This is a genomic window from Arthrobacter sp. G.S.26, assembly GCF_050847375.1.
Taxonomy (GTDB): domain Bacteria; phylum Actinomycetota; class Actinomycetes; order Actinomycetales; family Micrococcaceae; genus Arthrobacter.
In genome coordinates this window covers 2711201-2725866 of sequence record NZ_CP193752.1, presented here as the reverse complement: position 1 = coordinate 2725866, position 14666 = coordinate 2711201, and the positions used below count along the sequence as shown (strand labels likewise).

Here is a 14666-nt window from a genome sequence, read left to right as displayed (position 1 = left end):
GGACCGTGTCACTTCGCGCGGTCCACATTCTCGACGTAGCTCTTGAGGCGCGTTGAAACGAGCGGAAGCTCCAGCCCGGAAGCTTTGATCTTGGCCAGGTCCAGTGCGCTGTTCAGCGGGCGGGGGGCTGCGGACTTGCCCTTGAAGTACTCCTCGGTACTCACCCCGGTCACCGACCCGCGCGGTTTGCCGGACAGCTCGTAAACGTCCGCTGCGATGTCCGCCCACGACTGCGGCTCGCCGTCGTTGCTGAGGTTGTAGGTCCCGTACGCTGCACCTGACATCAGCAGATGCCTGATGCCGGCCGCGATGTCGCTGGTGAAGCTGAGCCGTCCCACCTGGTCGTTGACCACCGACGGTTCAATGCCGCGGTCCGCCAGCGAGGCCATGGTCCGGACGAAGTTGTTGCCTTCGCCGATCACCCAGCTGGTCCGCACGATGTAGTGGCGCGGAACCACGCTGACGATCGCGTCGCCGGCGGCTTTCGTTTGGCCATAGACGCCGAGCGGCGTCAGCGGTTCATTTTCGTGGTGGACTTCCCGGCCGCCGTCGAACACGTAATCGGAGGAGACGTGCACCAGGGTGAGGTCATGTTCGACGGCGGTCCGCGCCAAACGCGATACGGCGGCGACGTTGACGGCCCAGGCGGCCTCGCGGCCTTCGGGGGTCTCCGCGGTGTCCACGGCGGTGTAGGCGGCCGCGTTGATGATCGTGGAGTAGTTCTTCCAGTTCCGGCCGGCGAAGGCTTCGTCGCTGCCGAGGTCGAACCCGGCGCGGCCGGCGAACTCAACGGAAGGGTCGCCGTCGTACAACCCGCGGAGGGCCTTGCCCAACTGGCCGTCGGCACCCACCACCAGGGTCTTTTTCGCGGGCATGGGGATCACGTCAGCCAGGCGCGGGTGCGCCTTGTCCTTGTCGGACAGCTCCGCCTGCGCCAGGGAAATGGGCCACTGGATCGCTGAAACCTCATCCGCAAGGTTGAGGAACGTGTACTGGCCCTGCGCGTCCGCTGACCAGTGGTCGTTGACCAGGTACGTGTACGCGGTGTTGTCCTCGAGGGTCTGGAACGCGTTGCCCACACCGCGGGGAATGAAGATCGCCTGGCTGGCGTCCATTTCGGCGGTGAAGACGGCGCCGAACGACGGGCCTTCGCGCAGGTCAACCCACGCGCCGAAAATCCGGCCGGTGGCCACGGAGATGAATTTGTCCCACGGCTCCGCGTGGATGCCGCGGGTGGTGCCCGCCTTCTCGTTGAAGGAAATGTTGTTCTGGACAGGCTGGAAATCCGGCAGGCCCAAAGCCACCATCTTTTCCCGCTGCCAGTTTTCCTTGAACCAGCCGCGGTTGTCGCCGTGGACGGGCAGATCGTAAAGGACAACGCCCGGAATGGGTGTTTCCGTGGCCGTCAGCTTTTTGCCGAACTCGATGGCCATGGGCTACTGGCCCTGCTCTTTGTACTTGGCTTCCGTGGCGGCCTTCTGCGGGCGCCACCAGTCCTGGTTGTCGCGGTACCAGGCGATGGTGTCCTCGATGCCGAGGTCAAAGTTGGAGAACTGGGGTTCCCAGCCGAGCTCGTCACGGAGCCTTGTGGAGTCAATGGCGTAGCGCAGGTCATGGCCCGGCCGGTCCACCACGTGGTCGTAAGCGTCCGGGGACTGGCCCATGTGCTTGAGGATCAGCTCCACAACCTCTTTGTTGTTCTTTTCGCCGTCGGCGCCGATCAGGTACGTCTCACCGATGGTGCCCTTGTCGATGATGGCCAGCACCGCGGAGGAGTGGTCATTGGCGTGGATCCAGTCGCGGACGTTCTCGCCTTTGCCATACAGCTTCGGGCGGATTCCGTCGATCACGTTGGTGATCTGGCGCGGAATGAACTTCTCCACGTGCTGGTACGGGCCGTAGTTGTTGGAGCAGTTGCTGATGGTGGCCTGCAGCCCGAAGGACCGGACCCAGGCGCGGACCAGCAGGTCGGAGCCCGCCTTGGTGGACGAGTACGGGCTCGACGGGTTGTACGGGGTCTGCTCGGTGAACCGCTCCGGGTCATCCAGCTCCAGGTCGCCGTAAACCTCATCCGTGGAAATGTGGTGGAAGCGCCGGTTGTGCTTGCGGGCCGCTTCGATCAGCACGTAGGTGCCAATGATGTTGGTGTCCAGGAAGGGGCGCGGATCGTGGAGGGAGTTGTCATTGTGAGATTCGGCCGCGTAATGAACCACAACATCGGTCTCGGCGACGAGGCCGTCCACCAGGCCGGAATCGGCGATATCCCCCTGCACAAAACTGAAACGGTCTGCAGGGAGGCCCTTGAGGGACTCCAGGTTGCCCGCGTAGGTGAGCTTATCCAGCACCGTCACGGTGTGGTCAGTGTGCTCCAGCACGTAGTGGACAAAATTTGAACCAATGAACCCGGCACCGCCGGTTACGAGGAGTCGCGACATAGTCCCCAACGATACCGGATTTGCCGACGCACTTAGTGGGAGGAAAGATGGTGGCATGCGCGGAATAATACTTGCCGGCGGTACCGGCTCCAGGCTTCACCCGATCACATTGGGAATCAGCAAGCAGTTGGTCCCGGTTTACGACAAGCCAATGATCTATTACCCGCTTTCCACCCTGATACTCGCCGGCATCCGTGACATCCTCATTATCACCACGCCCCACGACAGCGAGCAGTTCCAGCGGCTGCTGGGGGATGGCTCCCGCTTCGGCGTCTCCATCACGTACAAAGAGCAGCCGTCCCCGGATGGTTTGGCGCAGGCGTTTGTCCTTGGCGCAGAGCACATCGGGGATGACAGCGTGGCCCTGGTCCTCGGCGACAACATCTTCTACGGCCCGGGAATGGGCACCCAGCTGCGCCGGTTCGAAAATATCGACGGCGGGGCCGTCTTTGGGTATTGGGTGGCGGACCCGAAGGCTTATGGCGTGGTGGAATTCGACTCCGCGGGGAAGGCAATTTCCCTCGAAGAAAAACCCGAAAAGCCCAAAAGCCACTACGCGGTACCCGGCTTGTATTTCTACGACAATGACGTGGTGGAAATTGCCAGGGAGCTCAAGCCTTCGGCCCGGGGCGAGCTCGAGATTACCGATGTAAACCGCACCTACCTGGACCGGGGCAAGCTGCAGGTTGAAATCCTGCCCCGGGGCACCGCATGGCTGGACACCGGAACGTTCAGCGACCTCAACGATGCGTCCAACTTTGTCCGAACCACGGAGAACCGCCAGGGATTGAAGATTGGCGCACCCGAAGAAATCGCATGGCGGCTGGGCTTCCTGTCAGATGAGGAACTCCGCAAGTTGGCTGAGCCCCTTGTTAAGAGCGGCTACGGTGCGTACCTGATCAACCTGCTCGAGCACGGACGTTAAAGGCGCCGCGCACTGCAGAGCCGGCGGACTGCTCCCCGGATGCCGACGGATATTCCGTCCGGCGTTCGGGGAGCATTTTCGTTAATTGCGTCAACAACACAAGAGGGCCCGGCGACGGTGCGTTACCGTGTCCGGGCCCTCCTTCTGCTGGTGCCGCGTGCTAGGACACTGTGGTCCAGACACCGCGTGAAGCGGTCCAGTTGACCCGGCCGCCCTGGAAGTTCTGGCTGCAGGAACCGTTGCCGGGCGTGCACGTCTGGCTTGACGTGGGGAAGCCGAGCCGGCCCGCCTCGAACCCCTGGGTTGCCCAGGCTTGCTGGATGGGGCCTGGCGTGAGGGGATGGGCGCCGCTGGTGGGCGACCACATGATGGTTCCCTTTTCGAAGTTCTGGAAACACCCTCCGCTGCGCAGGCCGCAGGTCGTTCCGCTGGTGGGGTAGCCCAGGGACCCGGTCTCATACCCGGAGGTGGCCCACCTGGCCCGGATGGGGGCCGAGGTCAGGGCGTGCGCCCCGGTTGAGGGCGAGTACATGACGGTTCCCTTGGTGAAGTTCTGGAAACAGCCGTTTTTCTGCAGGCCGCAGATTTGCCCGCTGACCGGGTAGCCAAGTTTTCCACCTTCGAAGCCGGAACCGGCCCAGGCGTCCCGGACGGGGCCAAACATGACGGCGTTGGCGCCGCTGGCCTTGGACCACATGACGGTTCCGGCCGAGTAGTTCTGGAAGCAACCGCCGCCCGCCAGTCCACAAACAACGCCGGATGCCGGGTAGCCGAGGGTGCTGTTCTCGAATCCGGCCTTCTGCCAGAAGTCGCGGATGGGGCCGTTGATGCTGGGCTGGGCGCCGGTCTTCGGTGAGTACATCAGGGCTCCCTTCTCAAACATCTGGAAGCAGCCTGCGTCCTTGAGTCCGCAGTACTGGCCTGAGGTTGGGAACCCCAGCGTACCGGTGCCCCAGCCGGATGTTGCCCATCCTGCAGCCATGGGTCCGGCTGGAACGGTCGCAGGGGGAGTGGCACGGGAGTAGGCGGCGACGCCTTTTTCAAACGGCTGCCGGCACTGGGTCTGCGCATCGGAGCAGGTTGCAGTGCCGGTGGGGTAGCCTAGGCTCCCGTTTTCAAAACCGGTGCTCTGCCAGTAGGAGAGCAGTTTGCCGGTGACCGGGAATGCCCCGGTGGCAGGTGAGAACAGGAGGGTTCCCTTCTGGAACAGTTGGTAGCAGCCGCCGGCCCGGATGCCGCAGACTTCCCCGCCGATGGGGTAGCCGATCGGTTCGCCCCGGGTCAGTGCCGCCTTCCATGAGTCAGCCATGCCCAGGTAGATGGGCCAGGCGCCTGTGGTTGAGGTCCAGGCCACCACCCCGCCCGTGAAATTCTGCCGGCAGGTGGAGGCTGCGCAGGTGGCTTCCGCCGCAGGGTAGCCCAGGAGGCCGTTTTCATAGCCGGCACGGCCCCAGGCGTCCAGCAGGGGGCCGGCCTTGACCAGCTTCGCAGCCGTTGCGGGGCTCCAGAGGACCGTTCCGGCCTCGAACAACTGGAAGCAGCCGCCTGCTTTGAGGCCGCACACCGCGTTGCTGGTGGGGTAGCCCAGGGCGCCGTTCTCATAGCCCCTGGCCGCCCAGTAATCCCGGATGGCGCCGAAGCCGAGGACTGATGCGCCGGTGGCAGGGGACCAGAGGATGGAGCCGCCCTGGTAGTTCTGGAAGCAGCCACCCTTCTTGAGCCCGCATACCACCACTGATGTGGGGTAGCCCAGGGAGCCGTTTTCGAAGCCGTTCCGCTGCCAGGCGTCCCTGATGGGTCCGTTGAGGCTCGGTTGGGCGCCCAGGTCAGGCGACCACATGATGGCGCCGCCCTGGTAGACGCGGTAACAGCCGCCATCCCGGAGTCCGCAGACGATGTCGCTGGTGGCAGCCCCGAGGGCGGGCAGCGTGGCACGCAGCGCATTGATGGGCGCCGCGGCGGCCACGTTGTTGCTGTTCGACGCGAAGGCCTTCAGCCCTGCCAGGTCACCGTTCCACACGTTTGAGTCGCCGGCCAGGGGTCCGGTGCTGCTGTACTGCCAGATGCTGTAGGTGTTCCAGCTGCCGGTGGGAACGGCGCCGGCGTTGTTTGTCGGGGCGCCGGGGTAGGCGGCAACCCAGAGGGGGTAGTCTCCGAACCCTGTCGGGTTGCCGAGGCACTGGTTCCACCATGAGGTGTTGGTGTAAATGGCGGGCAGGCGCCCTGTCAGCGACCTGACGGTGTTGCCGAAGTCCCTGACCCAGGCGCCAAGCTGCGCGGCGGACATGTCGTAGCAGGTGTTGCCGTAGTAGATCCCGTCGATGGTCCGGCCCTCGTAGGGGTTGAACTCGAAGTCCAGGACAGGCGGCAGCGTTGAGCCGTCGGCTGACCAGCCGCCGCCGTTGCGGACGAAGTACCGGGCCTGCTCGGCGCCGGAGGACCTGTTGGGGATGGCGAAGTGGTAGGCGCCGCGGATCATCCCGACGTTGCGTGAACCCTGGTACTGGGATGAGTAGGACGGATTTGTGTAGTACGTGCCTTCGGTGGCCTTGACGTACGCGAAGCGCGCGCCCATGTTCCACTGCTGGTTCCAGTCCACGCTTGGCTGGTGTCCGCTGACATCCAGGCCCTGGACGCCAAAGGTGGGCATCCACGTGCCTTCTGCGGACAGCGATTCGGAGCGGAGCAACCGTGCTGAGGAACTCTTGGCGGTCACCCGCGCTGACCGTTGACCCATTTCGGCCCCGCCGGCCGCCAGCACGTCTGCCATGGATTCGTTAAGGGTTGGCTCAGGTGACGGTGCTGCGGGGGCCGGCGCAGGCGCCGGTAGGGTCTGTGCCGGGGCGGGAGCTGTCGGTGTGGCGGAGGGCGACGGGGCCGGTGCGGCGGGTGTGGTCTGCTGAGCGCCGGTGCCGGTTGCCGGCTTGCTGGTTTCCACCGCCGATCCGGACACGGGCGGGACTGTGGGCTGCGGCGTTACTGCCGAGGCGATGCCCGGCCCTGCTATCAGGGACGCTGCCAGCGCGGCCGCGCCAATCAGGCTGAGAAAGGGTCGTGAGACAGGCGACGGGCGCGACTTCATATGAACTCCGGTGATAGGGCCGCTCCCCAGAAGCGAGCCATCAGAATCTGCTGATCCCGGACAAACAACACATCCGGGATTCCGCAGGGGAATGTCAGAGACAACTGGCCGGGCCAACGTAGCACCATGTGCTAAATGTGACCAGTGTTTCAGTTGATTCCAATGTGACCATTATGCAGGCAGACGCAAGGGGCCGGAAGTCACACGGCATCCTCATCTTTTGCGGGGCAGAGTCGGCGCCGGAAACGGGCGGAAAGGCGCGTGGAGACACCGGCGCGCGGAGGTCTTCCACATTCGTGCGGGAACACCTTGGCACTCCTCCGCCCAACACGCCGTATGAGATTTACGTGGCGCGGAACGGGGCGTCGGAACTGTCCGCGCTGAGCGACCAGCAGGTCCGCGGCGTCGTAGAACGGATGCTCGAAAGCTCAGGACGGCGCCTGGACGGGCCCTCACGCGTCGTGGACGCGTCCCTCGTCTGCACAGCTTTACTCTGCACAGCTTTACTTGGACGGCGGAGTGGAGGTGTCCCGCGGATCGGGTTTCGGGATTACTCCTTCGTCCCCGGGAAGCACCTTGCCCTGATCCCGCTCGGCCTGATCCTCAACATTCAGCTCCCATGCGTCGCCCGGCGAGCAGGGGGCGGTAGCGCCGATACTGTAGGACTGGTCAGCGGCATCAGTATCGAATTCAGCCCGGAGGACGGGTCCGCCCTCTGCGAAGACCACCGGGTGTGTTGTCGGGTTTACGGTGCGTACGGTCATGCCCAGGGATTCCCAGTATTCGGCGACGCGTTGGGCGTCTTTAACGTGTTCCGTTCCCTGGGGTGCCCAGTGGTCGTAGCTGTAGTTGGCACCCTCCACACCTTTTCCGAGGGCGCATTCCTGCGCCCCGGCTACACCGTTGCGGGGCCACCACCCGGTGACGTCGAGCTGTTTGGTGGTGTTGATGACGAGCTCGACCACACGGTCCCGTCCATCTCTGGCGCTGACCGTCTGTTCCGGTGTCGTAGTCTCTGACATTGTGGTGTTTGGCTCCTTCTCAGCGCATGCGGATACCGTCATTCCCATCACGAGTCCGACCAGGGCCGCAGTGAGTGTCCTCATATGTTTTTTAGCGGCCGGCATTGGACAACCCTTCCAGTAAGGCTTTCTGCAGATCCGTCGGACCCAGGGGCACATACGGGCTCATCTTTTCCGCTTCGCCTGTGATTGCCCAGACCGTGTTCTTCAGGGATTCAGTCCTCTTGTCGAAGTATCCGGCTTGTTCGCCGTCGTCACCAATGAGCGCGCTATGGTCTGTTACGGCCCTCCCGGCGTCGCCGCCAGCGTCAGTGCCGAAGGCGTGGGAACCGAACTCAGGTTTGATCGGGTTCACGTGGTGATCGCGGCTGGTTTCCCGGCCGGTCCAGGCCCACTGGTCTCCGCTTTCGGTTTCCCCAGGTATCTTGTCGCGCGCATGTCCGGAGTATACGTGTCCGACGTTGAGGTCAGCGGCGGTATGGACGTTGTCCGGTAGTCCTGCGGAGCCAAGGGTGACGAAGTTATCCACCCGGATTCCAGGCTGCGTGAGGGCCACCGCAGCGGTGGTCGTTCCGTAGGAGTGCGCCACAATATTGAGCTGCGGCGCGCTCTCACCGCGGACTGCAGCCAGGCCGCCGAGGGCTCCCGCCAGCTTCTGCCCACCCGCGACTGCTCGATTCACATCAAGAACGCCGACGTCGAGATTGTTGTCCAATGCCGGCACGGGAGGTGTCTCATATCCGATCCAGGACACCACGGCGCTCCCCGAGGGAAGCTGGTCGTGCAGGTTTTGGGCTGCTTTCGTCCACCCCGTCATGTCATTGCTGGTCGTGCCCATCCCCGGAACAGCGTAGGTGACACTGCCGGCCGTATCGAGATCACCGACCGACACCGCAGCCAACGGGGGCTTGTCCTCGGTGAAGGAAACTAATTGCCGTTTCTCCCACCCCTCAGGCGTGAATTGCGCCTTTTGGATGTTGCGCAGCCCGTCGAGTTGCTTTTGAAAGTTGTTGAGCGTTTGCTCCAATCCGGCCGCCAACGGGGACGCCGCGCCGAAGCCCGCGGGAGTGTCGTAGATCAAAGCCTGTATTTGCGCGATCCGGGTCTCCGCATCGGCGACCGCTGCCTTGAGCGCGGTTTGGTTGGCCTGATTCCGGGCCGTATAAGGCACTCCTTCCAGATTTCCGAAGTCCGTAGGAAACTGTGTCAGCAATAGGTCCTGCCGTTCCGAGAACGGGGTTTTGCTACCCGTTGGCGGGTTCAGGCCTGTCCACCACGTGTGGATTTCGCCCGGGTTCATCAGCTGAAGATGAGACCGCAGGGCAGGAGAGGCCGCAATCGTGGCAGCGAGTTCTTTCGCCGACAGGGTCGAGAACAAATCTAAGAGTTCCCGATTGCTTAGTGTCGTGACAGCAGCAGCGGCAACATCGAGTGCGGGATTTGAAATGGATCCGCCGCCGGCCGCGGCGAACGCATCGGCGATATGTTCAATCCACTTCGCATCAGCCTCGTTTTCGCCCAACAGCCGCTCAAAGCCCCCTGGGAAAGAGTTCGATCCGAGCAGCACCCACGAGCAGGAAGAGGTAAATGACGCCCAAGCGTTGCGAAGCTGCATGAGGTCTTGCCGCATGCCTGTGTTACCTGCCCTGGCTTGGGCCACGAAGGTGCGTAAATGGTCGGGAACGGCCGAACTCTTCCCGTCCGAGGACCCAGAGCCCGCGCTGCGGTTGCGTTGGCTGGGGGAGAAGGCCGCTGAAATGGTTGGTGGCGCGATGGGGGTCTCAGAGGGTTTCGGATCAAAGAGCCCCTCCACTGCGGTGCCGATGTCTCCGATGAAGTTCTCGGGCCTGCTTTCACGTTCAGCTTCCCGCACCTGCCACGCTGCCAAACGGGATTGGCGCTCGCGTTCCGACCGCGCCTTCTGCTGCGCTTCTTCGATCTGTCCGGCAAGACCGTCAAGTACAGCGGCGAGTTTTCCACGATCTTCAGCCTCACTGGAGGAAGCTTCCCTGAACAGGTCGGCGTACGCGCCGGCGAAATCCTCCAGCGCCGTCTCCACCGCGCCACGACGCAACACACCCTCATCACGAAGCCGCCCATCCACATCCCTGGCAACCCCGACCAACGACGTGGCAGCATCATCATCAAACGCTAAAGCCACGGTGTTTACTCCCCCCAAAGGAAAAACGGCGCAGGAACGACTTGGTTCCTGGGCGCCGGCCCCTGCATCATGCCGCAAGGAAGGGACGGGACTTTGGCTACATTACCAATATGGACGATTAATTCCAATAAATTGATAAACTATTCAGGGGCAAGGAAGCCGAACTTCAGCTCACCCTCACCAGGGTTGCAGCGCCGGTTTGGCCGCCTGTGTTCCACCAGGCCTGGCTGATGCCGGCACCGATATAAGTGCTGGGCAGCGCCGGCAATGGCTACAGCTGACAGCCGGGTTTTTAGAGTTGTTAATGGATCCCCAATTTTTCGTTGCCTACCGGAAGAGGCGGGCTGCGGCCCTTAATGCGGTAACAGTGTTCGCCCGGGAAGTACCGGTACGGCAGGGATCTTGCTGGTGCTGCGGCCCGGGCATAAGATGCCCGAACGCTGTTGTCAGGGATTTATCCCGTCCCCTGGGGGGAACTTGTTGCGACCGCCAAGGAGACTCCTCATGAAACGCAGAACAGCCCCGCTGGTGATGGCCATTGGACTTTTGGCCGGACCGGGAACGGGTACTGCCACAGCCGCCCCGCCAACTCCCACAGATCCCTCGGTTCAGCAGTTCGATTGCCCCGGTTTCGTCATATCTGCGCAGGTCACGGGAGCTGAAAAGGTGATTCCCCACTCCCTCCACTTTGCCGGTTCCAAGCCCGTCACCCTGTTTACCAACGTCGCCGCGGCTTCCACGCTAACCCTTTCGGGACCAGCGCCCGCTTTGAAGGTTTTCAGCTCGTCCATAAACGGAACGGTGCGCGTTGCCTGGGACCCTGGAACCGCTGATTTTATTTACAAAGCCACCGGACGGAACTTGATCACGGTTCCAAAGCACACCGGATATCCGGGCGGCGTGTTCCTGACAGTAGGCCAGGTGGCTTGGACGCTGGATGGGCCCGTCGACCCTGACGGAGGCCTCACGGGGCCGGGGACCGTCACGGATCTCTGCAGGTTGCTGGCGCCGTAGCGGGAAAGCCGCCGACTTTTGGCTCCGCCGGAAGCAGGGGTTTTCCACATTCGCTGCCGGGTGCCTTGGCACCCCACTCTCAGGTCCCTAGGCTGGACCCATTCGCACTGCCTCCAACGGAGGTGGCAGGTTCTACAGGGGTACGCATGGATGCTCTGGGAATAGTCGAGGACGAGGTCCGCGAGCTCATCCGCAGGCGCGGGCTTGATCCGTTGCGGCAAGCCGTCGAGGTCCGCCGACTGGTGGAGGCTGCCGTCACCGATTACGACGAGCGCTCACTGCTGGGTACCCTGCCGCCCATCGGAGCCTTGGATTCTGCGCGCAGGTTCCTCTTTGACGCGGTGGCAGGGTTCGGCGTCCTGCAACCCCTGCTGGATGACCCCAGCATCGAGGAAATCTGGCTCAACACGCCGTATGAGATCTACGTGGCGCGGAACGGGGAGTCGGAACTGACCTCGCTGAGCCTCACCGACCAGCAGGTCCGCGACCTCGTGGAACGGATGCTGAAGAGCTCAGGACGGCGCCTGGACGTGTCCTCACCCTTCGTGGACGCGTCCCTGCCCGACGGCTCGAGGCTGCACGTGGTGATACCGGATGTGACCCGCCGGCATTGGGCAGTAAACATCCGGAAATTCGTGGTTAAGGCCAGCCGGCTGGAACACCTGGTGGAACTGGGAACGCTGACCCCACAGGCCGCAAGATTTCTGGGGGCAGCAGTTGCCAGCGGACTGAACATCCTGGTCTCGGGCGCCACGCAGGCAGGAAAAACCACCATGTTGAACTGCCTGGCCGCTGGCATCGGCAGCCGCGAGCGCGTGATCACCGTGGAGGAAATCTTCGAGCTGCAGTTCCCGTTGCGGGATGTGGTGGGGCTCCAGTGCCGGCAACCAAACCTCGAAGGCTACGGTGAAATACCCTTGCGTCGTTTGGTGAAGGAGGCGCTGAGGATGCGCCCGGACCGTCTGGTGGTCGGAGAGGTCCGGGAAGCGGAATGCCTGGACATGCTGATTGCCCTGAATTCCGGCCTGCCGGGGATGTGCACTGTCCATGCCAACTCGGCGCATGACGCAGTCACCAAGATCTGCACCCTGCCCCTACTGGCGGGCGAGAATATTTCGAGTGCGGACAATGTCAAATACCTACGGACTGACGTAGACTCAGGATATGACCCCTACCGCCGCCCCCAGCGCCGCCATTTATGCGCGCATATCATCCGACAAGACCGGGGCTGGCCTAGGCGTTGCGCGCCAGGAAGAGGACTGCCGGCGCCTCGCTGAGCGTCTAGGGTGGAACGTCGTTAGCGTTCTCGTAGACAACGACGTCAGCGCCTATAGTGGGGCCGCCCGCAAGGGGTACGCGGAGCTACTGGAATTCATGAAGTCCGGGGCAATTAGCGCCGTCCTAACCTGGCACACAGACCGACTGCACCGCTCACCCCGGGAGCTTGAGACCTACATAGACGTATCAGAGACTCACGGCGTCACCACGCAGACAGTCAAGGCCGGAGAAATTGACCTCAGCACCCCCTCAGGCCGCGCCGTCGCCCGCACCCTCGGAGCATGGGCCCGGTATGAGTCCGAGCATAAAAGCGAGCGCATCACACGTAAGAAACTGGAGCTCGCCACTGCCGGCAAGTTCAGCGGGGGCCCGGTGCCCTATGGCTGGCGGATGATAGACGGTAATCCCGTCGTTGTAGAGGCCGACGCCGCAGAGATTCGCAAGGCCGTTGACGCTACCATTGCGGGCGAAAGCATTGGATCCATCGTGAAGGATTTGAACACCCGCGGTGTGCGGACCAGGCGCGGACAAGCTTGGACCTCGACCGCCGTTCGAAATCTGATCTTGAGGCCGACCAACGCGGGACTATCCGCTTATCGAGGGGAAGTTGTCGGAGAGTCAGTTTTCCCCGCAATCGTCACCGAGGACCAATGGCGAACCGCGTCGGCAATCTTGAAGGACCCCGCACGGCGCTCCGCTTTCGATTCCAAGGTAAAGCACCTACTCGCCGGAATGCTGCGGTGTGGAACATGCGGCAAAGCCATGCACACATCATCGCGTGCAGGCGGAAGCGGCGCGGCGAAGTTCTACTACAAGTGCCGGGCCGTCGGGGGAGGCCATTCGTTCCAAGTAGCCGAACCAGTGGAAGAGCTCGTGGCCGCAGTCGCCGTCGGCAGACTCTCCGACCCGGCCGTCAGGGCGGCTATCAGCACGCCCCATGACGTCGAAAAGCTGGCATCGCTGCGGGCTGAAGCAATGACTCTACGGGGACGCCTGGACGAATCAGCGAACAGTTACGCAGACGGCGCCATTACCGGGCAACAGCTCGAATCCATCACCCGCCGCGTGCGCGAGCAACTGGATAAGGTCACGGCGCAGATGGGTGCACTTGGCCACGGTAGCCCGCTCCCGTCCGCAACTGTGACAAACGTGGGGGAGTGGTGGTCTGCTGCTGGCATGGAGCGTCAACGTGCCGTCATTGACGCCCTCATGACTGTGTACGTGGATCCGATTCGCAAAGCAGCGCCCCGAGTATTTGACTCCGAGAGAATCCGAATCGAATGGAAGCAGGCATAATGTCGAGTGATTACATGACGGTGTTTTGTGACAGCCAGTCCAGTAAGCACGGGAAAAAACATCCAACCCCGGCAGTGCAGGAATTCGTTTATGCGGAGTACCGTAAGGACGATCTGGGTATGGGGTGGACTGATAACAACAACCGGCGGAAGCGTCTAATCAAAGAGCGCGCACACGTAGACGTTGCGCGTGCGCTTGTTGGCAATGAGCGATACGACCGGGCAAAACACCAGGGGCAAGAGCGCCGAGAGTCCTATTCGTTTGAATGTCTCAAATGTGGTGAGAGTGCAGACATTCGACACGAAAAGATGTACTCCGCGTTTTCGAAACTGCGTCAATTGGGAATTGACCGGGTTTCTTTATCGACTCTCCGAGATGTTGCGGCGCGATTAAGTGTGTCGCCTTGACCTATTAGGCCAAGATCATCTAAGTTGGATACATGCCGCTTCGGTGGCTGACCGGGTGAACAGAACCCCCCTCGCTGGCCAGAGGTTCGAAAGATAACGGCGGCAACGAATGGGCACATGAGGTGCCAAGGCTATAGAAAGCCACCTTCCCCCCGGATGACAGATTACTTGTCATACCCGGAGGGATTTTTTTGTCTACCTGGACTAAAGACCGCGCCAAGGTTGCATCACTGTCTCGTGTGCGACCGTCAGATGATCCCGAGCTCGTCACTGCCCGCCGCAATCTCAAGGCGGCAAAGCTCGAAGAATACGTAGCCCGCGTAGTAGCCAAAGCTCCAGCCTTGACGCCGGAACAGATCGACCGTGTTTCGGTCCTGCTGCGGGGTGGTGCCGCTTGAGAGCCGCAACCCACCCCCGCCCTTTGAGCGAATGCTCAGCCAAGGGAACCCGGACTGAGGTCCACAACGCAGTTGAAATGCGGGACCTCAGCGACTACTTCCGCCGCGAACACGGCATGTCCCGGCGCCGCTCCGGATTCATGGCCCGCGAAGTCTACCGGGATGAAGCACTGTCGCTGGCATGGCTCCCGGCGGGATGGCACGAGTCCATTTACCCGCCCGCCATTGCCTTTATGCGCCCCTTGGGCAAACTTGGCGAACCTCTCAGCCCGGCCCAACATGCGGCCTGGCTCAAGGCGGGCGGTGAGCGCGCTAAATGACCGAGACACAAGAAAAGGCCCCCGGCGGCGAATCCAAGGGCCTCGAAAATCTTGCTAACAAAATCATACCAGCCAGCATTGACGGAGCCACGGCCACCGCACTGGTAACCGGCGTGCATGTCGTCGTAGTGGAGACAGCCGCCGGCAAGTATCGCCGCCGCGTCTACCTGTCCCTAAACAGCGCCCAGCGGGCTACTGACCGGGCCATCATGGCAGGGCACCCTACCCACCTGATTCTCTGCCAGCTCATGCCGGTAACAGGCGGTGCACTGTGACGGACGACGATATCCGCGAATTCATGGCAGACGCTCCAGATGTCCATACCACC

At 62.5% G+C, this 14666-nt stretch carries 10 protein-coding genes and 1 pseudogene; 6 read left to right on the top strand and 5 right to left on the bottom strand.

Annotation, left to right across the window (positions count from 1 at the left end; genetic code table 11):
• Positions 1-8: 8 nt before the first annotated feature.
• On the bottom strand, positions 9-1433 hold the full coding sequence (locus tag ACRB8A_RS12490) for a sugar nucleotide-binding protein (RefSeq protein WP_432244813.1): 1425 nt from the start codon (positions 1431-1433) through the stop codon (positions 9-11).
• Between the two features lie 3 nt (positions 1434-1436).
• Positions 1437-2435, bottom strand: a complete 999-nt coding sequence (gene rfbB / locus ACRB8A_RS12485; RefSeq protein WP_050685627.1) for a dTDP-glucose 4,6-dehydratase — start codon at positions 2433-2435, stop codon at positions 1437-1439.
• A gap of 55 nt (positions 2436-2490) precedes the next feature.
• On the opposite strand from rfbB, the gene rfbA reads away from it, so the two are divergent.
• Positions 2491-3360, top strand: coding sequence for a glucose-1-phosphate thymidylyltransferase RfbA (gene rfbA, locus ACRB8A_RS12480; RefSeq protein WP_432244812.1), 870 nt, complete (start codon positions 2491-2493; stop codon positions 3358-3360).
• Between the two features lie 160 nt (positions 3361-3520).
• Here rfbA and ACRB8A_RS12475 read toward each other — a convergent pair whose 3' ends face one another.
• Positions 3521-6442 carry a GH25 family lysozyme gene (locus tag ACRB8A_RS12475; RefSeq protein ID WP_432244811.1) on the bottom strand — a complete coding sequence of 974 codons (2922 nt, stop codon included), beginning with the start codon at positions 6440-6442 and terminating at the stop codon, positions 3521-3523.
• Positions 6443-6768: 326 nt separating this feature from the next.
• On the opposite strand from ACRB8A_RS12475, the pseudogene ACRB8A_RS12470 reads away from it, so the two are divergent.
• Positions 6769-6918 (top strand): annotated as a pseudogene (locus tag ACRB8A_RS12470) (CpaF family protein); the annotation flags it as partial.
• 27 nt (positions 6919-6945) lie between these two features.
• On the opposite strand, the gene ACRB8A_RS12465 reads toward ACRB8A_RS12470, so the two are convergent.
• Positions 6946-7464 carry a hypothetical protein gene (locus ACRB8A_RS12465; protein ID WP_157370899.1) on the bottom strand — a complete coding sequence of 173 codons (519 nt, stop codon included), beginning with the start codon at positions 7462-7464 and terminating at the stop codon, positions 6946-6948.
• Between the two features lie 91 nt (positions 7465-7555).
• Positions 7556-9625, bottom strand: coding sequence for an alpha/beta hydrolase (locus tag ACRB8A_RS12460; protein WP_432244810.1), 2070 nt, complete (start codon positions 9623-9625; stop codon positions 7556-7558).
• 1160 nt (positions 9626-10785) lie between these two features.
• Between ACRB8A_RS12460 and ACRB8A_RS12455 the strand changes: the two genes are divergently transcribed.
• From ACRB8A_RS12455 to ACRB8A_RS12440, 4 genes are all read left to right on the top strand, one after another.
• Positions 10786-11916, top strand: coding sequence for a CpaF family protein (locus ACRB8A_RS12455; protein WP_432244809.1), 1131 nt, complete (start codon positions 10786-10788; stop codon positions 11914-11916).
• On the top strand, positions 11804-13213 hold the full coding sequence (locus ACRB8A_RS12450; RefSeq protein ID WP_432244808.1) for a recombinase family protein: 1410 nt from the start codon (positions 11804-11806) through the stop codon (positions 13211-13213). Before ACRB8A_RS12455 ends, ACRB8A_RS12450 begins: the two co-directional genes overlap by 113 nt.
• A gap of 828 nt (positions 13214-14041) precedes the next feature.
• The gene (locus tag ACRB8A_RS12445; protein WP_432244807.1) at positions 14042-14338 is read left to right on the top strand and encodes a hypothetical protein; all 297 of its coding nucleotides are present in this window, start codon (positions 14042-14044) and stop codon (positions 14336-14338) included.
• Positions 14335-14613 carry a hypothetical protein gene (locus ACRB8A_RS12440; protein ID WP_432244806.1) on the top strand — a complete coding sequence of 93 codons (279 nt, stop codon included), beginning with the start codon at positions 14335-14337 and terminating at the stop codon, positions 14611-14613. The genes ACRB8A_RS12445 and ACRB8A_RS12440 overlap by 4 nt, the downstream gene beginning before the upstream one ends.
• The last annotated feature ends 53 nt before the right edge of the window (positions 14614-14666 follow it).

What these genes read in the sequence shown, in the direction of transcription:
- ACRB8A_RS12475 (WP_432244811.1), bottom strand. Translation starts at nt 6,442, where the DNA reads ATGAAGTCGCGCCCGTCGCCTGTCTCACGACCCTTTCTCAGCCTGATT.
- ACRB8A_RS12440 (WP_432244806.1), top strand. Translation starts at nt 14,335, where the DNA reads ATGACCGAGACACAAGAAAAGGCCCCCGGCGGCGAATCCAAGGGCCTC.
- ACRB8A_RS12490 (WP_432244813.1), bottom strand. Translation starts at nt 1,433, where the DNA reads ATGGCCATCGAGTTCGGCAAAAAGCTGACGGCCACGGAAACACCCATT.
- ACRB8A_RS12465 (WP_157370899.1), bottom strand. Translation starts at nt 7,464, where the DNA reads ATGTCAGAGACTACGACACCGGAACAGACGGTCAGCGCCAGAGATGGA.
- ACRB8A_RS12455 (WP_432244809.1), top strand. Translation starts at nt 10,786, where the DNA reads ATGGATGCTCTGGGAATAGTCGAGGACGAGGTCCGCGAGCTCATCCGC.
- rfbB (WP_050685627.1), bottom strand. Translation starts at nt 2,435, where the DNA reads ATGTCGCGACTCCTCGTAACCGGCGGTGCCGGGTTCATTGGTTCAAAT.
- ACRB8A_RS12450 (WP_432244808.1), top strand. Translation starts at nt 11,804, where the DNA reads ATGACCCCTACCGCCGCCCCCAGCGCCGCCATTTATGCGCGCATATCA.
- rfbA (WP_432244812.1), top strand. Translation starts at nt 2,491, where the DNA reads ATGCGCGGAATAATACTTGCCGGCGGTACCGGCTCCAGGCTTCACCCG.